18 protein-coding genes are annotated in these 23,859 nt (G+C 35.8%); 3 read left to right on the top strand and 15 right to left on the bottom strand.

Annotated features, from left to right (window positions below; all coding sequences use genetic code 11):
- Positions 1-88: 88 nt before the first annotated feature.
- From CLV90_RS16125 to sbnA, 4 genes are all read right to left on the bottom strand, one after another.
- Positions 89-487, bottom strand: a complete 399-nt coding sequence (locus tag CLV90_RS16125) for a VOC family protein (RefSeq protein ID WP_133688549.1) — start codon at positions 485-487, stop codon at positions 89-91.
- Between the two features lie 93 nt (positions 488-580).
- Positions 581-2,050, bottom strand: a complete 1,470-nt coding sequence (locus CLV90_RS16120) for a type III PLP-dependent enzyme domain-containing protein (protein ID WP_243835502.1) — start codon at positions 2,048-2,050, stop codon at positions 581-583.
- The gene (locus tag CLV90_RS16115) at positions 2,025-3,833 is read right to left on the bottom strand and encodes an FAD/NAD(P)-binding protein (RefSeq protein WP_133688548.1); all 1,809 of its coding nucleotides are present in this window, start codon (positions 3,831-3,833) and stop codon (positions 2,025-2,027) included. The genes CLV90_RS16120 and CLV90_RS16115 overlap by 26 nt, the downstream gene beginning before the upstream one ends.
- Positions 3,834-3,836: 3 nt before the next feature.
- Positions 3,837-4,850 carry a 2,3-diaminopropionate biosynthesis protein SbnA gene (gene sbnA, locus CLV90_RS16110; RefSeq protein ID WP_133688547.1) on the bottom strand — a complete coding sequence of 338 codons (1,014 nt, stop codon included), beginning with the start codon at positions 4,848-4,850 and terminating at the stop codon, positions 3,837-3,839.
- 321 nt (positions 4,851-5,171) lie between these two features.
- Between sbnA and CLV90_RS16105 the strand changes: the two genes are divergently transcribed.
- Both CLV90_RS16105 and CLV90_RS16100 read left to right on the top strand, forming a co-directional pair.
- Positions 5,172-5,636 carry a (2Fe-2S)-binding protein gene (locus tag CLV90_RS16105; protein WP_133688546.1) on the top strand — a complete coding sequence of 155 codons (465 nt, stop codon included), beginning with the start codon at positions 5,172-5,174 and terminating at the stop codon, positions 5,634-5,636.
- Positions 5,637-5,682: 46 nt separating this feature from the next.
- A complete protein-coding gene (locus tag CLV90_RS16100) occupies positions 5,683-7,887 on the top strand; it encodes a xanthine dehydrogenase family protein molybdopterin-binding subunit (RefSeq protein ID WP_133688545.1) in 2,205 nt (734 codons plus the stop codon).
- 71 nt (positions 7,888-7,958) lie between these two features.
- On the opposite strand, the gene CLV90_RS16095 is transcribed toward CLV90_RS16100, so the two are convergent.
- From CLV90_RS16095 to CLV90_RS16045, 11 genes are all read right to left on the bottom strand, one after another.
- Positions 7,959-8,837, bottom strand: coding sequence for a DUF6268 family outer membrane beta-barrel protein (locus tag CLV90_RS16095; RefSeq protein ID WP_133688544.1), 879 nt, complete (start codon positions 8,835-8,837; stop codon positions 7,959-7,961).
- 107 nt (positions 8,838-8,944) lie between these two features.
- On the bottom strand, positions 8,945-10,420 hold the full coding sequence (gene mqo, locus CLV90_RS16090) for a malate dehydrogenase (quinone) (protein WP_133688543.1): 1,476 nt from the start codon (positions 10,418-10,420) through the stop codon (positions 8,945-8,947).
- A gap of 148 nt (positions 10,421-10,568) precedes the next feature.
- A complete protein-coding gene (locus CLV90_RS16085) occupies positions 10,569-11,894 on the bottom strand; it encodes a DUF3570 domain-containing protein (RefSeq protein ID WP_133688542.1) in 1,326 nt (441 codons plus the stop codon).
- A gap of 23 nt (positions 11,895-11,917) precedes the next feature.
- Positions 11,918-12,130, bottom strand: coding sequence for a DUF4266 domain-containing protein (locus CLV90_RS16080; RefSeq protein WP_133688541.1), 213 nt, complete (start codon positions 12,128-12,130; stop codon positions 11,918-11,920).
- Positions 12,127-13,107 carry an FAD:protein FMN transferase gene (locus tag CLV90_RS16075; protein ID WP_133688540.1) on the bottom strand — a complete coding sequence of 327 codons (981 nt, stop codon included), beginning with the start codon at positions 13,105-13,107 and terminating at the stop codon, positions 12,127-12,129. The genes CLV90_RS16080 and CLV90_RS16075 overlap by 4 nt, the downstream gene beginning before the upstream one ends.
- A 1-nt stretch (position 13,108) precedes the next feature.
- Positions 13,109-13,549: a thioredoxin family protein gene (locus CLV90_RS16070; RefSeq protein ID WP_133688539.1), complete on the bottom strand. Its 441-nt coding sequence runs from the start codon at positions 13,547-13,549 to the stop codon at positions 13,109-13,111.
- A gap of 77 nt (positions 13,550-13,626) precedes the next feature.
- Positions 13,627-14,769, bottom strand: a complete 1,143-nt coding sequence (locus tag CLV90_RS16065; RefSeq protein WP_133688538.1) for an efflux RND transporter periplasmic adaptor subunit — start codon at positions 14,767-14,769, stop codon at positions 13,627-13,629.
- 10 nt (positions 14,770-14,779) lie between these two features.
- Positions 14,780-19,117, bottom strand: coding sequence for a CusA/CzcA family heavy metal efflux RND transporter (locus tag CLV90_RS16060; protein WP_133688537.1), 4,338 nt, complete (start codon positions 19,115-19,117; stop codon positions 14,780-14,782).
- A 77-nt stretch (positions 19,118-19,194) separates the two neighbouring features.
- The gene (locus CLV90_RS16055) at positions 19,195-19,557 is read right to left on the bottom strand and encodes a hypothetical protein (protein ID WP_243835500.1); all 363 of its coding nucleotides are present in this window, start codon (positions 19,555-19,557) and stop codon (positions 19,195-19,197) included.
- Positions 19,558-19,681: 124 nt separating this feature from the next.
- Positions 19,682-20,635 carry a L,D-transpeptidase gene (locus CLV90_RS16050; protein ID WP_243835498.1) on the bottom strand — a complete coding sequence of 318 codons (954 nt, stop codon included), beginning with the start codon at positions 20,633-20,635 and terminating at the stop codon, positions 19,682-19,684.
- A 57-nt stretch (positions 20,636-20,692) separates the two neighbouring features.
- Positions 20,693-21,460, bottom strand: coding sequence for an LOG family protein (locus CLV90_RS16045; protein ID WP_133688535.1), 768 nt, complete (start codon positions 21,458-21,460; stop codon positions 20,693-20,695).
- 295 nt (positions 21,461-21,755) lie between these two features.
- On the opposite strand from CLV90_RS16045, the gene pta reads away from it, so the two are divergent.
- Complete coding sequence (gene pta / locus CLV90_RS16040; protein ID WP_133688534.1) at positions 21,756-23,849, top strand: phosphate acetyltransferase; 2,094 nt, start codon at positions 21,756-21,758, stop codon at positions 23,847-23,849.
- Positions 23,850-23,859: the final 10 nt, after the last annotated feature.

Here is a 23,859-nt window from a genome sequence, read left to right as displayed (position 1 = left end):
AATAATCGAGATAAACCTCTAAATGAGGTTCATCTCGATAGTTTTTACTTAATTCTTAAACTGCCTTAAAGGCTTATTTGTAAATGGTTTACTTATCTACGTTTACCATCCACCCAATTCCGAAGCGATCTGTGCATCTACCAAAATGTCCCCATTCTCGTTCTCTAAATTCGTGATGTATTTGTCCGCCACTAGATAAATCGCTAAACAATTGCTTTCCTTCATCCAAGTCATTCGTATCAACACTCATATTAATCTGGTTACCATTGTTCAATGGCGTATCTGGTGAGGCATCGTATGCCATAAAGTGCACTCCTTTACCTTTTAACTCTGCGTGTTGTAATTTTTGACGGAATGATGACGGGACATCAATCTTCTTATCCTCATATGTCTGTTTGTTTTTGATTTCTGCGTTGAACAGATTTGCGTAGAAGTTTAATGCTTCTTGACAATTGCCGTTGAAGGCTAAATATGCTTGTATTTTCATGATATATTGTTTTTATACAATTTACCCAATACCTCGACTTTGCCTTGTCGTAAAAAACTTAGTTATTGATGCATTTAAAAATGCTATATAAATTTATTCTAGCACTATCTTTTTATCATCGATAAATTGAAAAAATGATAGCTTTTCGTTAGCACCCGTAAATATTAAATTAGTAGATAATTCAAAAAGGTGTGCTTCGGTTTCAAAAAAGTGCATCATGTAACCAGCTGTGTTTACAAAAGCTACATACTCTCCTATTGCAGGTAATCTTGGTAGGGTGATTTTTCGTTTTAACAACACATCCCTTTCTAAGCAATAGGCTCCGGTAAAAAATACATCAACAGATTCATCTTCCTTTACTTCTTCTGAATACAGCATATAGGGGTCTAATAAAAAATCTGCGCTAGAACTCATCATCTGACTCATATTCATTTCTAGACCGACCAACCATTGTCCTTTTGCATCTTTTTTTCGGTGGATGACTTTCGCTACCGTCATACCTACTTGGTCCAATAATGAACGACCTGGTTCAATGCGGATTTCAATCTCATTTTGAAGCAATAACGAAGCCACCGATGATCCGGATGCATCATCAATAAAATCTAGTACTTCTCCAATAAAAGAACCTTTATTTATTTTATTGAAAAACGGATAGGTATTCAGTTTACCTCTCAACTCACCATCTTCTAATCTAAAACCTAGTCCATTATCATTGAAAGTAATATCATTATGCTGCGTTAATACAGCTTCTTTTAAATTCTTATTAAAACTCGTCCATTCATTTTCATCTTCTAAATAGTTCATTAGAATTCCACCACCTATGTCTATAAACGAAACAGGATATCCTTTTTCTTTTAAGGTTGAAACAATTTTTATACTAGCTATTAAACTTACACTTCGCTGATAAGTAGAATAACTATCTAAATGAAAATGAAGTCCCGTTACTTCCAATAAATCGAAAGTTTTGCCCTCACCAACATAAGAACCAATAAAATCAACAACCTCATCTACATCAAAACCAAAACGACTATATAGCTTCTCGCCATCAACTTCAAATCCGCTAATTCGGAAACCTACATTTGCCTTTTTATTCAATTTTGTAGCAACGGCTTGCGTTAACCTACATTCATCTTCATTATCTAAGATAATAGGCACACCGTTGTTAATGGCCAATTCTATTTGTGGTTCTGTTTTTATCGCTGCTGTCAATACCAAATTTTCAGCATTTCCGCCCAACGATAATGACTGTTCCAATTCTTTAAAACTGGCAGTATCTACACCTATACCTGATGCAAATGCTTGCTTTACCAAACCTTTAGATTTATTCGCCTTTCTAGCGTAGAAAATTCTATATTTTAATCCGTACGATTCAAAAACCTGCTTGTAGCTTTCGCAATTTTGATTGAAAGACGGTAAATGATGAACATTTATTGGCGAACCATAACGTTCAACCAAACCTCGTAACACTGCATGATCATTGAACAATTCATGCATCCAATTCGAAGTAATCGGTTTTAGTTCATTCTTAGGTTTTCCTTTATAGTACATTTTCTGTTCTATCATAATCTTCTGTTCTTCCATCTTTCTCTTTAATTGCTTCAGTGGTAGATTTTGCCCAATTTGTTGCAAAATCATTTCTAGTTCTTGACAAGGTGTCATTATCGCAAGTTATACCTTCTGTTGGCGTACCATAAAAAGTTATATCGTTATTCACTATTCCTATTTTTGAAATTGGATTCCCCTTGTCATTTATCTCTAAACAGCCCGGTATATAGCCTGTATTCTCAAACTCTCGTATAAGTCCGTTTTTACTTAAATTTTGATATAATTCGTTTCCAAAGCCACTTTCTTTTGCTCTTGCTATGGTGGCATTTATCAGGTAATTTATTTCAGTTGCCTGCCCCTTTTCTACCTGTATAGTAAAATTATTGTTCTCACTATTTGGCGTAATACTTGCCGATTTTGCATAAGAGAAATCTAAAATTCCTGCTTTGCATAATGCCAGTATTTTTTGCATATTCTTAACCGGTGGTCCGTAAGACAATCTATTGAAGAGTCCGAAATAATAGGTATCGAACTCCTTATGCGATTCTGCATCTAAACCTCCAAAACTATAGAGTTCATTGAATATCGGACTAATTTTTCGCCATGTGGCGACTGCTGCCATAAACGGACTTTTATCTTCACCCAATTTTGCTTCGTCGATTAAAAACCCAATATAAACTTGTAGTACAACAGATGATAAAATATGCTCGTCTTTAAACGGATTTACAATAGTTTCCCAATTGAAAACCGGACTCTCAGGGTAATCTTCGTGAAAATATTGAACCTGATTTTGCATCACCGTAAAATCATCATCGTAGTAAAACTGATGCCCGTTGTTATTGAACAGAACACTATAGAATGCGTAGTAAAACTCCTTTTTTATTAATGGCAAAAGAGTACTATTAAAATTAATAGGTGTATTCGCTTTCAAGTGTTGAACCACTTCTTTTGTGAAAAATTGAAGTGTTGTTTCTGAAGTTGGCGAACCATTTCTGGGTACCATAGGCAATCCCGTTCTTGAAAAGGTATATATTTTATAAGGCTCTTTTTCTGAAGAGATATATCTTAAAACGCCCTTGTCATTCTTCTTAAAAATAGCTCCCCTACCCTCGGTCAATGCTAAAATGGCATCAATAGCGGTTAGTCCGAATCCTTTTATAGCCACTAGTGATTGTGGTGTAACCGGACTCAACTTTTCATCCGTAGGGTAAATAAAATCAATCTTATGATTTGAAATTACGCTTTCAGGTTTTTGAGCTTTAAAGGAATGGTGACCGGTTGTAAAAAGAATATTATTACAAGCTACAACATCTTGTTCGCCACTTTTCCTATCCGTATAAAATACTTGATAATTTTCGTTTTGTTTTATCATATCGGTAACCTTACCAATATGGGTAATTACCTTTATATTCGTTGGTAATTGTTCTAATACCAACTGATAACAATCTGCCAAATAGCTACCTACAACAGCTCTAGGCGCATATTCTCCCTGAGCGGCATCGGTGTGACCCTTCGCCGTCAACCATGTTACAAAATCTGGAGTTGCACTAGCCATTGAAAAAGGTTCTTTCAATACCCAACTATTAATATTACGGTTAGCATAATTCATTATTAAATAATCTGGCTGATCTGTTCTATATACATCGCCAGATGCTAGAAATGCTGTGTTGTTGAAAATATGAACTTCTGTAGTTTTGGAAATTTTAGCTTCATTCAAGTAAGCCACCAATCTTTCAAAACCGTAAAATCCTTTAGGTCCAAAACCTATAATGCCGATTTTAAATGTGTTGTTGTCATTCATAGATTATGCTACCTGCCATCCTCCTAACGGAGTAAAAGCGTTTCTACTTTCTGGAAGTTTATGCAACAACCACTCTTTGTTGTAAATAGTATCTAAATAGCGCTCTCCACGATCGCATAAAAACAAGGCACAATTACTACCTTCTTCAATATGCTTACTATACTTTTTTACGGCACTGATCATACCACCAGAAGAACCTCCACATAAAATAGATTCATTTTCTAACAACGACCAACAACCTTTAGCACAGTCAACATCATCTACATATACATGATCGTGTATCTTATTCGTATCTAAAAATTGAGAAGGCACGCCTGCCCCATGACCAGGAATTAATCTTTTCAATGGCGGACCACCAAAAAGAACACTACCAACAGCATCTACCGCAATGATTTTCGTGTCAAAATTGTTTTCATAAATATAATCCGCACAGCCCATTAAGGTTCCGCAAGTACTAGTTGCTACAAATAGGTAATCTAACTTTCCATGTAGAGAATCCATCATCTCGGTCATCGTTTTATGATGCGTTAGCGGATTGTCTTGATTGCCATACTGATTAGACCAAAAACTATTAGGAATACTGATTAATAAGTATTGAACCCTTTCTAATCTGGCTGCTAAAAAACCTCCGTTCTCTTTCGGTTTGGTAACTTTTTCAATACGAGCACCATAAGTATTCAGAATTTTTTCGGTGTGTGAATTTAATTTAGGATCTACTACAACTATTAATTTAAGACCATAATATAAACAGGCTTGAGCCAAACCCACTGCCATGTTTCCTGAGCTAGATTCTATTACCGTATCTCCTTTTTTAATTCTGCCATCTGCAAGTGCTTGTTGCAATATAAAAAGAGAGGTTCTGTCCTTAATGCTTCCTGCAGGATTAGCTGCTTCTAGCTTACCGTACAAATTGAAATTTGCCTGCCTATTAATTTTGTTCAGCTTAACCAAAGGTGTGTTACCAACGGTATCTACTATAGATTCTGAAATTGTATGTGTTATATTTTGAGTAATCATTTTCAATCGATTAATATCCAAAAAAAAGTATGGATTGTTCATTACCATAAAAATACTTGGATAGATAATTTTTAGATACCACTATTCAATAATTAAATAACTCTTTCGGTTTTAAGTCAAAAAAGAAAATCGAAAACGACATTTTTTACTTGCATACAAAAAACCTTTTCATGCGGACGATTGTTCTTATTTAAAACACCTTTTATATCGCAACACCTTTTAATATTCAAATGAAACTTTAAGATTATTTGTTCTTAAATCACATTCATTTATCCAAAAAAATACCTAATTTCATGGGACTCAAACAAATAGGAAAAACGAATGGCAAATTTCAGTTTAAAAATTAATGGACAAACCCAAGAAGTAGATGTAGATCCCACTACACCAATGCTTTGGGTATTACGAGATCATTTAAAATTGGTAGGCACAAAATTTGGTTGTGGTATAGCACAATGTGGTGCATGTACCGTTCACTTGGGCGATAATGCAGTACGTTCTTGCCAACTACCAGTTTCTGCGGTTGGTGAACAATCAATAACAACTATTGAGGGACTTTCTGAAAACGGAGATCATCCGGTTCAAAAGGCTTGGTTAGAAGAAGATGTGTACCAATGCGGTTATTGCCAGGCTGGACAGATTATGAATGCCAGTGCGTTTTTAAAACGAAATCCTAACCCTACTGATACTGAAATTGAAGATGCTATGAACGGTAATATCTGTCGTTGTGGTACGTATACGCGAATTAAGAAAGCAATTAAAATTGCTTCAAGTATTTCTAACGCGTAATTATAAGCCCACAATTTTGGGATTTTAACCTTCAAAAAAAATACAAATGACACTTATTAAAACAACATATAACAGACGTTCTTTCTTAAAAAGCGGTTCTCTTGCCGGTGGCGGTATGATTTTAGGCTTCAGTTGGCTAGCATCATGTAAACCAACCCCTGAGCAAGTAAGTAACATACCAAAAGAATGGTTCGATATTAATAGCTTTCTTAAAATTGGAGATAATGGCATGGTAACTATTATGTCGCCTAACCCAGAAATAGGACAGAATGTAAAGACCTCTATGCCCATGATCGTGGCAGATGAATTAGATGTCGATTGGAAAAATGTAATCGTTGAACAAGCGCCTTTAAATACCGATATTTTTCAAAGACAATTGGCAGGTGGTAGCCAGTCTATTCGTGTTGGTTGGTCTGGATTAAGAATGGCAGGTGCTACTGCTAGACATATGTTAGTTGCCGCAGCTGCCGAGGCATGGCAAGTTGATGCTTCTGAAATTACTACAGATGCAGGTATAATTAGCCATACCGGTTCTGACAAATCTGCTAGTTTTGGCGAGATGGCTTCAAAAGCTGCAACGATGCCTGTTCCTGAAGAAGTTTCTTTGAAGGAAACTAAGGATTTCGATATTATCGGAACGGATAGACGAAATGTTGATGGTCCAAATATTATAACTGGCAAACCTTTATTCGGTATAGATATTCAACAAGAAGGAATGATGATTGCCATGATTGTGCATCCACCTGCTTTTGGGTTGACCTATAAATCAATGAATGCGGATGCTGTAAAATCTATGCCAGGTATTAAAGACGTTTTCCCAATTGAGGTCTACAAAGATGATACTGAAAAACAATGGTCAGATGGCGGCGCCATTAATAAACTTGTAGCAATTGTTGGTGAAAGTACTTGGCAATGTATGCAGGCTAAAAAAGCATTGAATGTTGAATGGGAAGAATCTTCGGCTTTAGAAAGTACCAAAGGGCATGATGAGGCTTTGACAAAATTATTGAACACTTCTTCCAAACAACCAGCTCGTAACGATGGTAATGTAGCTAGTGCATTTAAAAAAGCAGATAAAATTATAGAACGTACTTATAGTGCTCCTTTTTTAGCGCATAATACCATGGAACCTATGAACTTTTATGCAGATGTTACTGCTGAAATAGCTTTGTTCAACGGACCAATACAAACTCCTGAGTTTTTAGAAAAGACACTGGCTTCTCGATTAGGCATGCCAGTGGAAAAAATCGATATTGAGATGAGTCGTATGGGTGGCGGTTTTGGTCGTCGTCTATATGGAACATTCGGTGTGGAGGCCGCAGTCATTTCTCAACACATACAAGCACCTATTAAATTGGTGTACACCCGTGAAGATGATATGACCCAAGGTACCTACCGCCCAACATACAAAGTAAAGTATAAAGCAGGTTTAGATAAAGAAGGTAATTTAATTGCATGGCACGTTAAAGGTGCAGGATCTAATGATGATTTACTATTTGAAAATAGATTTCCGGCAGGTGCAGTAGATAATTACCTAGCTGAAAAATTTAGTCTAGAAACAAATGTGACTACAGGTGCATGGCGTGCTCCACGTTCTAATTTTGTTGCCGGAGCCGAACAGGCATTCTTAGATGAAGTTGCCGAAGCTGCAGGTAAAGACCCTATTGAATTTAGATTGGAGTTATTTGACAGAGTTATTAAAAACCCAGTTGGTGAACCAGAAAGTAACGACTACGACCCTGTTCGTTATGCAGGTGTTCTTAAATTGGTAAGAGAAAAAGCTGGTTGGGACGGGAATCAGAAAAACGGAGCTGCAAGAGGTGTTTCGGCTTATTATTGCCACAACTCTTATGTTGCCCAGGTTTTAGACATGTCTACCGATACAAAATCACCAAAAGTTACTAAAGTATGGTGTGCCGTAGATTGCGGAATCGTGATTAACCCTATGGCTGCTAAAAATCAAATTGAAGGAGGAATCATTGATGGCATCGGTCACGCTACCTATAGCGAAATGACTTTTGAAAATGGACAACCTCAACATAAGAATTTTGACACCTATCGCTTAATACGACATAAAGAAGCGCCGAAAGAAATTGAAAGCTTTTTTGTGGATAATGGAATAGACCCTACCGGATTAGGAGAGCCTTCATTGCCGCCTATTATCGGAGCTTTGGCAAATGCCCTTTATAAAGCTACCGGTCAAAGACATTATAATCAACCATTTATTACTGAAAAATCGGTAATTGGCTAATGCCCTTATGCTATTGTAAAATGAAAACGCCGAAATCTTAGATTTCGGCGTTTTTTATTTCTATAAGTTTATTATATCTTAAACCTTAGCACTGCTCTAAAATAACTTCTTGAATCATTATCTATAGTAAACAATGTGTTGTTACTACCATCTTTAAGCTTGTTATTTAAGCTGAAATTATAGGCTGCACGTACATCTAATTGTAAATGGTCTGTAAAGTGATACTCGTATTGTAGACCACCATTAATCAAAGACATATTTATAATCTCAGCAGTATCGGTACCATTAACCAATGCTCCATTTTGTATGTTAGATGTAAAACCGTCTAATTGACCAAATAATTTAAAACGGTGATTTTCTGATAGGTGATATTGTAAATTGGTTCTTGGAATACCAATATTATAAGACCAATCTGGACTGAATTTTTTATAATAACTTATAAAAGGTAACGGGAAAACATATCCTCTATTTTGAGAATACGATAATCCGACAATTAAACGAGATGGTTTATCGATATCATTTTCAAACTTTTTTATAAATACAACATCTCCTGAAAAAACCAAGTCATTGGCATTTAAACTTTTAGCAGTAAGGTTAGTACTAATACCTGGTTGAAAACGAACACCTAAGCGCCAATCATTTTTTAACGGTTTTGTATACCCAATGGTGAAATCTAAAATTTTAAAGTCATTCAGTATATTTCGATCAAAGGGTAGATTATCATCTTTAAAGCGAAGATGAACATTGCTATAATCAACTCCTAATAATAAATACTGCCCTTCTTTTATGAGTTTTACTGGATAATTAACAAGAAATCTTGAGCGTGTATACTCTACATCTGATCCTTTATTAGGGATAAATGTAAAATCTAAACGTGCTAAATCGCTCAACTGCGCTTGCGTATTAAAGCTAATTATGAAAAGAAAGAATAAAGGTAATTTAAACCGCATTTAATTTTGGTACTAATTGTACTGAATAATGATAATGCAAGTACCATCTTTTTATTGTATTGATTTAGTGCTATTAAGCATAAAACTATCTTAAAAAAAAGGAATGTTTATAATTCAAGACTTTTGGTAACTCTTGCAAGTTCTTTATCGAACAAATCTTTAGTGACCTCCTTTTTATAAAAAGGAACCATTTTGTCCAATTTTATTTTCCCTTCTTCTGATGTGGTTAATTCTGGAAATGCTTTTTCAAGAACGTCTAACATAATTTTTACAGAGGTAGATGCACCAGGAGATGCGCCCAACAAACACGTAATTCTACCGTCTTTACTGCTCACCAGCTGTGTTCCAAATTCTAGGGAACCTCCTTCAAAATCATCTTTTTTAATCGTCTGCACACGTTGACCGGCAACCATTATTTCCCAATCTTCGTTTTTGGCATCTTTAACGAATTCTCTTAGAGAATCCATTCTGTCTTCAAAACTCATGGCTACCTGTTCTAATAAATATTTGGTTAACGGTAAATTATGCCAAAACACTCCCCACATAGATGGTATATTGTCAAAATTGATGGATTTTAATAAATCTAAATACGACCCTTCTTTTAAAAACTTGGGACTAAACCCTGCAAACGGACCGAATAATAATTCTCTTTTTCCATTGATATACCGCGTATCTAAATGCGGTACCGACATTGGCGGATCGCCAATTCCTGCTTTGCTATATACCTTGGCATTATGCTGATTTATAATATCTTGATTTTTACATACCAGCCACTCCCCGCTTACCGGGAAACCTCCATAACCATCCTTTTCCTCAATCTCTACTTTTTGCAACAGTAATAAACTACCACCACCGGCACCTATAAAAACATGTTCTGAATCTATCGTACTTTTCTCTCCCGTTGTAAGATTTTCCATTTTCACCAACCACTCTTCATCATGATCGGGATCAATATCATCTACTTCGGTATTAAACAGCACCTGAGTATCATACTCTTTATCCAAAATTTCGAATAATTGCTCCGTTAGCGAGCCGTAGTTCATTTCTGTTCCTCTATCAATTCTAGAAGCTGCCATAACCTCATCTTCAGTTCTACCGTGCATCATCAACGGAAACCACTCCTCCATTTTATCTATCGCTCTAGTATACTCGATGGTATCGAACATGAAATGCTCTTTAAAAGCTTGATATCGATTTTCAAGATAGTCGGCATTGTCTTTCCCTTTTACCCAGCTGTGATGTGGTACGGGAGTAATAAATGATTTTGGATCTTTGATTAATCCTTCAGCCACTAAAAAAGACCAATATTGTTTAGAGGTTTCAAATTGCGTACAAATGTCTATTGCCTTTTTAATATTGACAAGACCATCTTCATTTTCTGGAGTATAATTTAATTCACATAAGGCAGAATGACCTGTACCGGCATTGTTCCAAGCTGCAGAACTTTCTTTTGCCACTTTATCTAATCGTTCAACGATCAGTACTTTAAGATCTGGCTTTAACTGTTTTACCAATAAAGCCAACGTAGCACTCATGATACCTGCACCTACACAAATAAGGTCATATTCTTTTCTCAACTCCATCAAAATCAAATTTTAGTACTGCTTAATATGCTTGAAAAGTTAGCTATTTCTTTTGGCAAATTAGGAATCAGCCAGAAATTAAAACCATATACCGAAGACAAAAAGCAGGTCAATAGACCTGCTTTTCATTTCTTTTTAATCGTAAATTTTAATCCATCACAAACTTAAAGCCCGCGGTGATGATACTAGAACTAAAGGTAGTATCTCTATCATATTTGTAGAACTTTAGATCTATACTTTTAAGACCGAGTTTCCAGATATGCATCTTAGTAAAAATATCTGTGTAAGATACTCCCATTCCAAATTGGTTTGCTGAGTATTTCGACAAATCATAATCTGAGGTGTAGAAAGTATCAGTAGAAACTGCTTCTTCATAACCAAAGAAATAATCTGCAGCAGATTGCTGATAGTATCTGTAAGATGGGTAAACCGTAAACTTATCGGTAAGCTTAATAGGTACCTCTACACTTGCCGTATGTGAGTCTATACCCCAATCATCATAGTAATATCGATAGAAAGTTCTTACCACAAATGTTTCATTGATATACCAATTTAAACGACCGCCTGCAGCTACTTTAAATCGACTATCTGGTAACTGTTCTATAGCATCTGCCAATTGAAAATTATCAATAAACGAATCTGCTACATCGCTGAAGTACACACGTTGAAAAGGAGTAGACAACAAGCCATCTTGCTGAATAAAATCTAATGCCAATGAACCTTGTAGATTCTTGCTCAGAATTTGAGAAAATCCGAATCCGACGGAATAAGAATTTCTTGATTCATTTGAAAACTCATTGAATATAGGGGCATAATTGGTATTGCCCGTAATTGTATTATTACTAAAAAGCCCATTCGCTAAACCATTTGCTCCACTCGCGAAAGGTCTTAATTCTGTTGGATATAAAGCATTCCATTTATCCAAATAAACATTTGCATTTACACTGACCTCTGTATTCTTTTCATTGAATAATTTTGTCAATCCACCACCAAAACCTAAAGAGGTATAATCATATTCTCTGGAAGCGGATACTTTACCTGAAACTATGGTATTTCTATCGTCTGAACTATGACTATAAGAACCAGATATACTTGCCCATGTATCTGAACTAGAAGCACCAGAACTTGCTACAAACGGATCTGCGGGTTGATCACCATCAAACGGACCTACATTACTAGAAGAAGCTGAGGTATATGCGGAAACGCCTGCATCTATGGTAAGAACATCATCATCGTTTAAAGGAATCGCAACTACAAACGTACCCGTAAAATCGGTTAACTCTTCGGTCCCTAAACCGCCACTTACCGCAGCATTATCACCATCTTGTGAATAATAACTTGTTAAAAAATCTACCTCGGTAGTTTCTAAAACACGCTTTTTATAGGTCTTTACAGAGTCTTGCGTTTGCTGGGCATAATTTATCGTGAACACGAATAATGCTGCTATAGAAACTGTTATTCTGAATATTTTCATTTTGTAAATAATTGAATTCTATATTAATTACAGCCGCAGCCGCCACCAGTTTTACCTCCGTTTGCACCTGCAGCAGCTTCTCTGTATGAATGCGCCGTAGTTAAATTGCGATCTACCTTTTTATCTTGCAAAACCATATCTGGATCATTAATATTTATTTTCTCGTACTCTTTCAACACCGTACAGCTACTAAATGAGCCCGCTATTAAGGCAAAAATTAAAATCTTCTTCTTCATGATTTCTCTATTTCTATATTCTTTGATGTGATAATATTTCCTTTATCGTCTATAATGATACATTCTACTTGTGGTAGTTGCTCTATTCTATTTAAGCCGACCTCAATGCCCATAACAAATACCGATGTTGCCAAAGCATCTGCCAGTTCTGCTTTGGGAGCAAATACAGTAACACTAATAATACCCGTTGCCGGATAACCACTTCTAGGGTCAATAATATGGGTATATCTTACATCATTAAAATTTACATACTTCTCGTAATTACCAGATGTTACCACTGCCCCATTGGTTATAGGTAACAAAGCAAAAACCTTGTTCTTATCCATAGGGTTGGTAATGGCAACTTTCCACTCTTTACCATCGGGGTGTTTTCCCCAGGTATTCATGTCGCCAGATGCATTTATAATACCTGCAACCACGCCTTTAGATTTCAACAGATCTTTTGCTTTATCTGCTGCATATCCTTTACCTATGGCTCCGAAACCAATTTTCATTCCTTCTAACTTCAGAAAAACGGTTTGGTTCTCTTTATCTAAAATTATATTATGATAACCTACTTTAGCCACAGATGCCCTAATGGACTCTTCTGAAGGCATAACGGTCATGCTACCATCGAACTTCCAAATTTTATCCATCGAGGCATAACTAATATCAAAAGCCCCATCAGTCAATTGTGAAATACCAATCGCCCGCTGTATTAAATTAAATAATTCTGCATCTACTTTTACCGGCTTTATACCTGCATTTCTATTAATTTCTGATGTCTGCGAGTTTTCATCCCAAGAACTAATCAGCTTTTCTATTCTTGTTATTTCGCTGATAGCCATATCAATAAACACATCTCCTTCAACAGGATCTTTAGCCACAACAGTAATGTCAAAACGGCTGCCCATTAATTTAACGGTGCGCTTATAGGGCTCTTGAGCATACAGTATACCAACAGCAAAAAATAATATTATGAGCGTTAGCTTTTTCAATCTATTTTATGAATGAATTCAATTCTTCGATATATTCTTTTGGTGAGAGTTTCTTGTAACTGGTTTCGCCATATACTTCACCATTGGCATTCATAACCACCACAAAAGGGAAAATTCCCTGTCTATTATAACTTTCAGCCAATGCCTTATTCTTGCTCAATTGCTCTTCTGGCAATGCATTATTCTTTCTACGAGGAAAATCTGCTTGTAACATTACATAATGTTCTTCTGCATAGTCTTTAAACTCATCAGTAGACCATACTGCTCTATCTAATTTTATACACGGAGCACACCAATCTGAGCCTTGAAAAACAAGTATTATTGGTAAATCATTTGTTTTAGCAAGCTTCTTTGCTGTAGTAAAATCTGTATTCCAGTCTTGCGCTGTTATTGAACTCACACTTGCTACTGCAAATAACAATAACACTATATATTTCTTCATAATCTATTTATTAAACGAACTCATACTATGTCAACTATTATACCAATACCTAACATTTTTTGAGCGCTATTTTTACTTTATTCTCCTATCAGGCTAAACGCACCTTTTGATAAAAATTGTGCATCTTGTTTAAAAGTCGATGAATTACTGAGCGATGTCCTATTTTCATAACTACCTAAGGTCATGACAGGTACTTGCTTAAAATAATACGTATCGCCTTTCTTCTCGTCTAAAAGCAACACAAACGATTCGTTTTCAACCACGGCAATAGCATCAGAAGGCAGCGACATTTGTTTTGACGTTTCTGTAATAATATTCGCCTCTACGAACATACCAGTAAGAAAGTTAGCGTCATCTTCATTTTCTATATGTGCATGAACCTTTATCGTTCTATTTTCACCTATTGAGGTACCTACCAAATGTACTTCTGCCTTATACACCTCTTTTGAAGCTTCTGGTATTCTAAATTCTACCACCTGATCCTTTTTTACTTTCATAATATCCTTTTCGAAAACCGAAAGTTCTAAATGAATATGGTCATTATTAATGATTTCCATAATCGAAGTAGCAGGAGAAACATATGTACCTTTTGAAACATTTACGCTTGTAATACTACCAGCAATTGGTGCATAAATCGTTGCTACCGAACTTATATTTCCTTTTTCTACTTGTTCTGCGGATATGTTCAGCATACCTAGTTGCTTACGTAGTCCGTTGTATTTTGCGACCCCAGTTTTATAATCACTCTCTGCTTTTAAAAAGCTTTTCTTAGATGTTATGTTTTCGGCTACCATGGTTTGCTGACGTTCGTATTCTGACTTCAAATAGCCCAACTGCCCGTTGACTTCCATGTATTGTTGTTGTAAGGATACAAACTCCGGATTCTCAATAGTAACCAACAACTGCCCTTTGCGGACTTTATCTCCAATCAATAAAGGGGTCGTTTTTATATAACCGCCCATTGTTGCACTTACTACAGCCCTATTTTCTGGTGGAACATCTATCATACCCGAGGTCGTTACCATTACCGGAAAATCACTTTCAGTCATACTAGTGATCTCCATATTATTTTGGTCGAATTGTGCTTGCGTAATTTGAATTCGATCATCTGCTTGTACTTCAGATGCGCCATTCTCACTAGATTTGCTTGCCTTGTCTCCACAACTTATAATTATGCCGAGTATGAAAAGTGTTACTATTTTGTATATATATTTTTGCATGATGCCCTATTTATAATGTTAAGAAATTAATGTCTGTTGCGGTTTCATTGTACTCTTTCAACTTATCTAGATAGCCCAATTTTACATCATAAGCACTTTCTAAACTCTGTATAAATTGATAGAAATCAATTTCACCATTTCTAAAGCTAATATTTGCGGTCTTCAATATTTCATCGGATAGCTCAGCGCCTTCATTCTCATAATAATTCAGTGAATTTTGAATTTGAACGATTTGTTGCCTCAAAATTTCTTGCTTCGATTTTATTTGAATTTTATACGCAACAGACTCGGCCACTGCCCTTTCTTTTGCAATTTTTGATGCTTTAATTCTAGAAGCGTTACCACTAAATAATAGCGGAATCTTAAGTCCTAATTGATAGCCTAAAAGATTATCGTTCAATTCTGAGTTTGATCCTTGAAAATAGGCTAAACTAATATCTGGCAGTAGCTGTTGCTTTTCTAGTTTACGCTCTGCAGCCATTAATTGCATATTATTCTCATAATATACGGACTCAGGAGAAGCATCTACATTTACATCTTGAATGTCAATTTTCAAATTCATTTCTTCTGAAATCACCAAACTGTCTTCTAACTGAATTAATTGCAGTAAATTGGCATATGACGCGGCTACATGTTGAATAGCTTGTTGATAGTCTAAATTGATTTTTCGTTGCTTAGAAGCTGCGGTTATTTTCTCTAAATAGTTGGTTTCCCCCAGTTCAAACCTTCTAGCTGCTACCTGTGAAAAATTGGCATACAAACTATCGAGCTTTTTAAAGACCCTAACTTTTTCTCGTGCAATTTGATATGCATAATAGCCTTTTGTAACTTCTTTCGTTAATGCCTTACGCTGAATATCATATTCACTTTGCGCTAAATTAACCTGTACTTTGTTTACCTTTTTTTCAGAAAAATAGGCAGTCGGAAAACGAAAATCTTGCTGAACGCCAAATACCTTTAATGGCACATTATTAATGGCTAAATTGTTTTCATCGTATTGGTAATACACATGTGTTTTGTCAAAACTAAAAGCACTGTTGACCAAAGATTGCGATTCATCGACTTTAAGGCTGCCTGCTTTTAAACCCATGTTATTTTCAATAGCTAGTGGTATTAATTCATCGAGATTTTGGCTATTCGATTCTTGTGCCGAAGCCCCAATGGATACAAGTACAGCTAGAAAAGCAATACCATTTTGTAACGTTGTTTTTGGTATTGGCTTTTTTGAATTTTCATGTTTATCGAAAATGGAATATAACACCGGTAATACCACTAAGGTCAATATGGTTGCCGTAAACAGCCCGCCTATAACCACTGTTGCCAAAGGTCGCTGAACTTCTGCGCCTGCATTGGTAGATATTGCCATAGGCAAGAAACCAAGTGCAGCTGCAGATGCTGTTAATAACACTGCTCGTAAGCGGTCTTTTGTGCCTTGTTTTACTAAATCATCTAAACTATCAAAAGAATACTTTTTCAACTCCTTAAAATGCTCTATCAAAACAATTCCATTTAATACCGCTATACCGAACAGTGCTATAAAACCTACTCCTGCAGAAATACTAAAAGGTAAACCTCTCATCCATAATAACAGCACACCACCAACAGCTGCCAGCGGAATTGCAGAATATATCATAAGGGCTTCTTTTACCGATTTAAACGCAAAATATAGCAATACAAAAATAAGAACAAGTGCTATAGGTACTGCCACTAATAGCCGGTCTCGGGCACTTTGTAAGTTTTCAAATTGACCGCCATAGGTAATAGTATACCCTGCCGGTAATTTTACATTTTCATTTATCAGTTTTTGAACATCATCTACCACCGATTGCAAATCTCGATTACGGACATTCACGCCCACTACAGTTCTTCTTTTAGTATCATCTCTAGAGATTTTTGCAGCGCCTTTTTTATACGTAATATCTGCCAACTCGCTTAAGGGAATCTTTCCTCCATCGGGCAAATCAACATAAAGGTTTTTAAGGTCGTCAATATCTTTTCGTTTTGCTTTATCTAAGCGCACGACTAAATCGAACCGCTTTTCACCCTCAAAAACATTACCGGCAGTTTTACCGGCAAAGCCCATAGAAACCATATCGTTCAGTTCTTGAATATTTAATCCGAAGCGGGCAATTTTGGCGCGGTCATAATCAACACTCATTTCGGGTAAACCTGCTATTTTCTCTACACTAACATCTGCAGCACCTTCAACATCTTTAATCAACGCTCCGATTTCATTTCCTTTTTTAGCCAAAACATCTAAATCGGGACCAAAAATCTTTATGGCAATATCTGCACGAACTCCTGTAATCAATTCATTAAAACGCATTTCTATGGGCTGCGTAAACTCTACTTCCATACCGGGAATTATTGATAACGCTTCTTTAAATTTATCAGCTAGCTCATCTTTAGATTTTGCACTTGTCCACTCCCCTTTTGGAGCCAGTTTTATGATGACATCACTTTCTTCCATAGACATAGGATCGGTGGGTACTTCAGCAGCTCCAATTCTGGTAACTACCTGCTGAACCTCTGGAAAATTCTCAAGTAAAATCTTCTCAATCTCCGTAGTAATCTCTACCGTTTTACTTAATGAAGTTCCTGTTTTTAACACAGGCTGAATAACAAAATCGCCTTCATCTAAAGTCGGTACAAACTCCCCGCCCATAGTCGTATATAAAATAGTTGCCCCTATAAGTAGTATCGCCGCAATGCCCAAAACCAATTTCTTGCTTTGTAAAGCCCAATTTATAATAGGTTCATATTTTTTATTCAACCATTTCATTAAACGAACAGATATGTTTTTGTCCGACTCTTTTGATGGTTTTAAAAATATCGACGCAGCCACAGGCACATAGGTAAAACATAAAATCATCGCCCCAATTAATGCAAAACTAAAGGTCAATGCCATAGGTTTGAACATTTTACCTTCTACTCCGCTTAATGATAGAATCGGAATAAAAACAATTAAAATAATCAACTGCCCGAAAATGGCAGAATTCATCATTTTAGATGCTCCGTCAAAAGTTATCTCATCTTTTAAATGCTGCTGATCTGTTTTGGCTAAACTATTAATCTCGTGTTGCTTTCTTGTAATTTCAAAGGCAATAAATTCTACAATTATTACCGCACCGTCTATGATAATACCAAAATCTATCGCTCCCAAACTCATTAAATTTGCATCGACACCAAATATATACATGAGCGATAAGGCAAATAATAAACACAAAGGAATTACAGATGCGACCACCAAACCGGATCTAAAATTACCTAGCAGTAATACCACTACAAAAATGACAATTAAACATCCTAATATTAAGTTCTCGCTAACGGTGAAGGTTGTTTTGGCAATAAGTTCGCTCCGCTCTAAAAACGGATTAATATAAACTCCTTTTGGCAACGAAGTTGAAATTTCGGCAACGCGTTCTTTTACGGCTTCGATTACTTTTTTAGAGTTCGCATCTTTCAACATCATTACTTGCCCCAGTACCTTCTCGCCTTCGCCATTACCAGTAATAGCACCAAAACGAACTGCGCTACCGAAATCAACTGTAGCGACATCTTTAATATAAATTGGTAATCCGTCTTTAGTGCTAATTACAATATTTCGAATATCCTCTAGAGATGAAACCAATCCTTCTCCTCTAATAAAGAAAGCCTGATTTACCTTTTCGATATAGCCGCCACCCGAAACACTATTGTTAGTTTCCAGCGCTTTAAAAACATCACTGGCGGTAATGTTCATGGCATTTAACTTCTGCGTATTTATAGCAACTTCGTATTGCTTTAGAAATCCGCCCCAGGTGTTGACCTCAACCACACCGGGTATACCTGACAATTGGCGTTTTACGATCCAATCTTGTATGGTTCTTAGTTCGGTCGTGGTATATTCATTTTTATATTCTGGTTCTACTTCTAAAACATATTGGTAGATTTCACCTAACCCTGTAGTTATCGGTCCCATTTGTGGCGTACCAAAACCGGCAGGTATTTTCTCTGAAGCCGAAGCTATTTTCTCGGCTATAAGTTGCCTCGGCAAATATGTTCCTAAATCATCGTCAAACACAATGGTGACAACAGACAAACCAAATTTAGATACCGAGCGAATTTCTTTTACTCCCGGTAAATTCGCCATTTCAAGCTCTACGGGATAAGTTATGAATTGCTCCATATCTTGAGTAGATAAATTACGTGATGTTGTAATTACCTGAACCTGATTATTGGTAACATCTGGCACAGCCCCAATAGGTATTTGAGAAAGTGCAAATAAACCGTACCCAATAATAAATACGGTAAACAAAAGAATAATAAGCTTATTCTTTAAACTAAAATTAATGATATGTGATAGCATCTTTTCATATAAATCAATGTGAATCGCTCAAATTCATAAACATGAATCTGAACTAAAAAATTAAAAAATCGATTGTATTATGAAATGCGGGGCGGCTGTAAAATACCCTCTGAATGCAATGAAGAAGAAGGTGCTTGGTAATAGAAATTTGAGGCAGTATAATCTGAAAATTCTAATACATTTAATTCTGACTTATAGCTATTGATAAACACATCGGCAACAGAAATATGCGATGCACCACTATGATTAAAAGGTAATTTTTCGTGATCTTTCTTTTCTTCTTGATGATCGCGTTGATGGTCTGCCTTTAACTCACCATAATGCTTAGAAAGAAAAACAATTACATTATCGCCATATTGCTCACTATGAAATTGAGCGTGTTCGATCAATTCATCTAACTGAACAATATCATCATAATGCACACCAAAGCTTTGCAGCATGATGAGCGATGATAACAATATGGAAAACAGTTTGTTCACGTTAGTAAAATTAGTAAAATTATAAATACCTATTATTTAAATTCAGTTTAAACTAAATCGGATTTAGCTTTAATATACTTCCATTTTATTGATTATCAGATAAGTGATATACATCTCGAAGTACAGAAATAACCATGCCTTCATCATATGTTTCTAAATCATACCTAATTTTAAGCTTTGTACCTAATGGCGCATAATAATATACCCGCCAAGCATCGCCTTCACCAAGACCGATACAGCCATTTGAATATGCCTTACCTAGTGTTTTAGGATTTGTAGTCGGATGAATCATCTGTCCATTTCTAATATTATTTATTTCAGTTTCGATCCAAGGTATTTGAGGCATCATGGTTGTTTTACCATCATCTCGTCTGGTTACATAAAAACGTTTTCCGTTTACCGGATTATAAAAATCTGGATGCTTTGCATGCCTTACAATAGTTCCTTCTCCTGTTTTTGTTCTTAAATCTGTTACACGATCTCCAAACTTTAAATAGCGCTCTCGATACTGCCCCACCCTAACCGGAAAAGTTTCTAATAAAACAGAATCTTGAAAAATGCGTAATTTGTATTCTGGTATGTTAACATCAATTTCAGTAGTTGCAAATTCTTCCAGAATTCTACAAGCTGTAATTGAATCTGGCAGTATCAACTCGCTATCTTTTGGCAATACTATCATTTGTTTTTGATCATAAACAAAAGAATCACGCGCCATCATTCTGTAATAATCTGTATTCGCCAAAGTATCAATTATCCACGGGTTATTTCGTACTAACAAATGTTCAGATAACGCATATGGCACTAGCGTATCATATTTTTCAACTACTGAATCCATGAATTGAAAATAGCCACCGACCTTAATGTCCTTCGAAATTTTTATGCTCCCAATCTTTTTTATAGCTTCTTTAGTGAGTAATAGTACTGCTGTACTATCTATCTGTATAGCTCCGATATCCTTCTGTTTCTTAGACTGGCAAGACATAAACACTACTGAGGTGAAAATGATTAAAGCTATTTTTATACTATTGATTTTAAACATATTATATTCCTATTATATAATTCCTATAAAATTAGAATTGAGATTTAAAGAGTGCTTTTAAGTAGTTCGAACTGACTTTTTCTCGCCAAACCACCACTTGGTTCGCATTGGTTTATTAATGAGTTTAAATCTTTTGACCGCATGTTCTCTAAGGTGTTCTTCCATTTCATCAACAGAGTCGGTCAAGAACATTAAGTCCATATCTTTTTTAGAAATACTTTCATTTTCTGCCATCGTTTGTATATGATGGTATAACTCTTTATGATATTCTTTTCCGAAAATAACCACCGGAAAATCTTGTATCATTTTTGTCTGTATTAGGGTAACCGCTTCAAAAAGCTCATCTAAAGTACCTATGCCACCAGGCAATACCACAAATGCGAAGGAGTACTTAAGTAGTAAAAATTTTCTAATAAAGAAATAGGGAATATTTATCCATTTATGTAAATACGGATTCGGTTTTTGCTCATGTGGCAGTATTATATTACATCCTATTGAATAGCCATTATTAAGGTAAGCTCCTTTATTTGCTGCCTCCATAATACCAGGTCCGCCGCCTGTCATTACCGTAAAGCCCATTTCAGACAAAGCTTTACCTACTTCTTCTGCTTGTTTATAATATGGATTATCTTCTTTAAAACGGGCAGATCCAAATACGGTAACACACGGACCAATAAAATGTAGTTTTCTAAACGCTCGAATAAACTGATATTGTACCTTAAACGTAAACCACAGTTCTTTAAACCGACTTCGTGGTCCGTCAAGAAAAGCACGTTCTTCACTTAAAAAGAAAGAATTAGTATTCGTTTTTGTTTCGTTCGGCATTTGGTAATCTGATTTAATATCAGAACCAAAAGTAGTTGTTACCGACAAAGGTGAAAATGACTTATCTCATGTTTATAATATGAGATATGTCATTTTAAAGCATGACTGTCATAAGTATTTTTGACGCTTCAAATACGGTACCTAAGCTTACTTATACATTTAATATTGTAGAAACCATGACTTCAAATACAACTTTATTATTATCAACTTTAAACTAAAGTGTCAGATTTTTACATTGTAAGCCGTAATCCATCAAGAATCCTATAAATTTGTTAAACACCAATCCCTTTTACACGTGAGTAAAGCTATATATATTGTTACTACAGAGCCCAATAGTGGAAAATCTATTGTTTCACTTGGCCTTATGCAACTTCTTTTAGGCAGAACTGCCAAAGTTGGCTATTTCAGACCTATTATTGATGGAGTTCCCAATGGTAAAACCGATAACCACATTGACACTGTTTTAAGCTATTTCAATGTAGATATGAAACCTGAGGAGGCTTTTGCATATACACGTAGCCAAGTAGTACAATTAAAAAATCAAGATAAAGACGATGAAATTGTAGGCCATATTATACACAAGTACAAAACTATTGAAAACAAGTTCGACTTCGTTTTAGTTGAAGGAACCGATTTTTCTGGAGAAGGTGCTATTATTGAATGGGACATTAATGTACTTATTGCTAAAAACTTAGGTATACCGGCAGTAATTCTCGCAAGCGGAAAGAATAAGACCTTAGATGAATTGGTCGGTAATCTTTACATGGCATACGACTCATTTAAAGAGAAAGGTGTTGAAGTACTTCTTATAGTAGCTAACAAAGTGCAACCAGAGAATGTAACTCTTGTTTCTAACGGATTAAAAGAAAAGCTGCCTGATGATGTTTTGGTCGGTACTATACCCGTAAACGCTGTTTTAGGTAGCCCTACACTAAAAGAAATAGCACAAGAGCTTGATGCTAAGGTTCTTTTTGGTGAAGATTATATTAACAACCAAGTAGGCAGTTTCAGTGTTGGCGCCATGCAATTACGTAATTACATCACGCATTTAAAAGATGATAGTCTAGTAATTACTCCTGGTGATCGCGCAGATATTATTTTAGGAGCATTACAGGCAAATATATCAACAAATTACCCTAGCCTATCTGGTATTGTTTTAACTGGTGGTCTTATACCCGAAGATTCTATTATTAAGTTAATCGAAGGTCTTTCTGATATCATACCAATACTTTCTGTTGCTCGTGGTACATTCTATGTCACCAATAAAATTGGTACTATTAGACCACGTATTTACGCCGAAAACACAGAAAAAATACAAACATCTATTCAAGAGTTCGAAAAGTATGTACCTACCGAAGAATTGGCTGAAAAGTTAATTACGTTTAAAGCGAAAGGTATCACCCCTAGAATGTTTCAGTATAACCTTCTTCAAAAGGCAAAAGCTTCGAAAAAGCATATCGTTTTACCTGAAGGTTTAGATGAACGTATTCTATTGGCAACCAAAAAACTAATCGATGCCGATGCTGTTTCTATTACTCTTTTAGGTAATAAAGAACAGATCATTTCTAAAATTAAAGAATTAGATATCGATTTGAACATCAACGATATCAATATTATCGACCCAACTGCATCTGATCATTTTTTAGATTACGCCACCACTCTATTCGAATTGCGTAAACATAAAAATGTAAACTTGGCAATGGCTAAAGATTTAATGGAAGATGTATCTTATTTTGGTACAATGATGGTACATAAAGGTCATGCCGATGGTATGGTATCGGGTGCTATACATACTACTCAGCATACCATAAGGCCTGCATTACAGTTTATCAAAACTAAACCAGGTGTATCTATAGTATCTTCTATATTTTTCATGTGTTTACCGAACAGGGTAACCGTTTTTGGAGATTGTGCCATTAACCCAAATCCTAATTCTGAGCAGTTATCTGAAATTGCCATTTCATCTGCTGCTACGAGCGCAGCTTTTGGTATTGAACCAAAAATAGCCATGCTTTCTTATTCTTCGGGAGCTTCTGGTGTAGGTGAAGATGTTGACAGAGTTAGAAAAGCTACTGAAATTATTAAAGAAAAAAGACCCGACCTTAAAGTGGAAGGTCCTATTCAATATGACGCTGCGGTAGATGCTAAAGTCGGACTCAGTAAATTGCCAGATTCTGAAGTTGCAGGGCAAGCTAGTGTGTTTATATTTCCTGATTTAAATACCGGAAACAACACGTACAAAGCGGTACAACGTGAAACTGGTGCCTTGGCTATCGGACCAATGTTACAGGGGTTAAATAAACCTGTTAACGATTTAAGCCGCGGCTGTACTGTAGATGATATTTTTAATACCGTAATCATAACTGCTATTCAAGCAGAAGGATTTTAAACCAATTTTT

It is taken from the genome of Maribacter spongiicola, assembly GCF_004364165.1.
GTDB classification, from domain to species: Bacteria; Bacteroidota; Bacteroidia; order Flavobacteriales; family Flavobacteriaceae; genus Maribacter; species Maribacter spongiicola.
Note: the sequence above shows the minus strand (reverse complement) of the source record. Positions and strands in the feature narration are given on the sequence as shown.

What these genes read in the sequence shown, in the direction of transcription:
- sbnA (WP_133688547.1), bottom strand. Translation starts at nt 4,850, where the DNA reads ATGATTACTCAAAATATAACACATACAATTTCAGAATCTATAGTAGAT.
- CLV90_RS16105 (WP_133688546.1), top strand. Translation starts at nt 5,172, where the DNA reads ATGGCAAATTTCAGTTTAAAAATTAATGGACAAACCCAAGAAGTAGAT.
- CLV90_RS16100 (WP_133688545.1), top strand. Translation starts at nt 5,683, where the DNA reads ATGACACTTATTAAAACAACATATAACAGACGTTCTTTCTTAAAAAGC.
- CLV90_RS16055 (WP_243835500.1), bottom strand. Translation starts at nt 19,557, where the DNA reads ATGCTGCAAAGCTTTGGTGTGCATTATGATGATATTGTTCAGTTAGAT.
- CLV90_RS16085 (WP_133688542.1), bottom strand. Translation starts at nt 11,894, where the DNA reads ATGAAAATATTCAGAATAACAGTTTCTATAGCAGCATTATTCGTGTTC.
- CLV90_RS16115 (WP_133688548.1), bottom strand. Translation starts at nt 3,833, where the DNA reads ATGAATGACAACAACACATTTAAAATCGGCATTATAGGTTTTGGACCT.
- CLV90_RS16125 (WP_133688549.1), bottom strand. Translation starts at nt 487, where the DNA reads ATGAAAATACAAGCATATTTAGCCTTCAACGGCAATTGTCAAGAAGCA.
- CLV90_RS16050 (WP_243835498.1), bottom strand. Translation starts at nt 20,635, where the DNA reads ATGTTTAAAATCAATAGTATAAAAATAGCTTTAATCATTTTCACCTCA.
- CLV90_RS16120 (WP_243835502.1), bottom strand. Translation starts at nt 2,050, where the DNA reads ATGATAGAACAGAAAATGTACTATAAAGGAAAACCTAAGAATGAACTA.
- mqo (WP_133688543.1), bottom strand. Translation starts at nt 10,420, where the DNA reads ATGGAGTTGAGAAAAGAATATGACCTTATTTGTGTAGGTGCAGGTATC.
- CLV90_RS16045 (WP_133688535.1), bottom strand. Translation starts at nt 21,460, where the DNA reads ATGCCGAACGAAACAAAAACGAATACTAATTCTTTCTTTTTAAGTGAA.
- CLV90_RS16095 (WP_133688544.1), bottom strand. Translation starts at nt 8,837, where the DNA reads ATGCGGTTTAAATTACCTTTATTCTTTCTTTTCATAATTAGCTTTAAT.
- CLV90_RS16080 (WP_133688541.1), bottom strand. Translation starts at nt 12,130, where the DNA reads ATGAAGAAGAAGATTTTAATTTTTGCCTTAATAGCGGGCTCATTTAGT.
- CLV90_RS16070 (WP_133688539.1), bottom strand. Translation starts at nt 13,549, where the DNA reads ATGAAGAAATATATAGTGTTATTGTTATTTGCAGTAGCAAGTGTGAGT.
- CLV90_RS16065 (WP_133688538.1), bottom strand. Translation starts at nt 14,769, where the DNA reads ATGCAAAAATATATATACAAAATAGTAACACTTTTCATACTCGGCATA.
- CLV90_RS16060 (WP_133688537.1), bottom strand. Translation starts at nt 19,117, where the DNA reads ATGCTATCACATATCATTAATTTTAGTTTAAAGAATAAGCTTATTATT.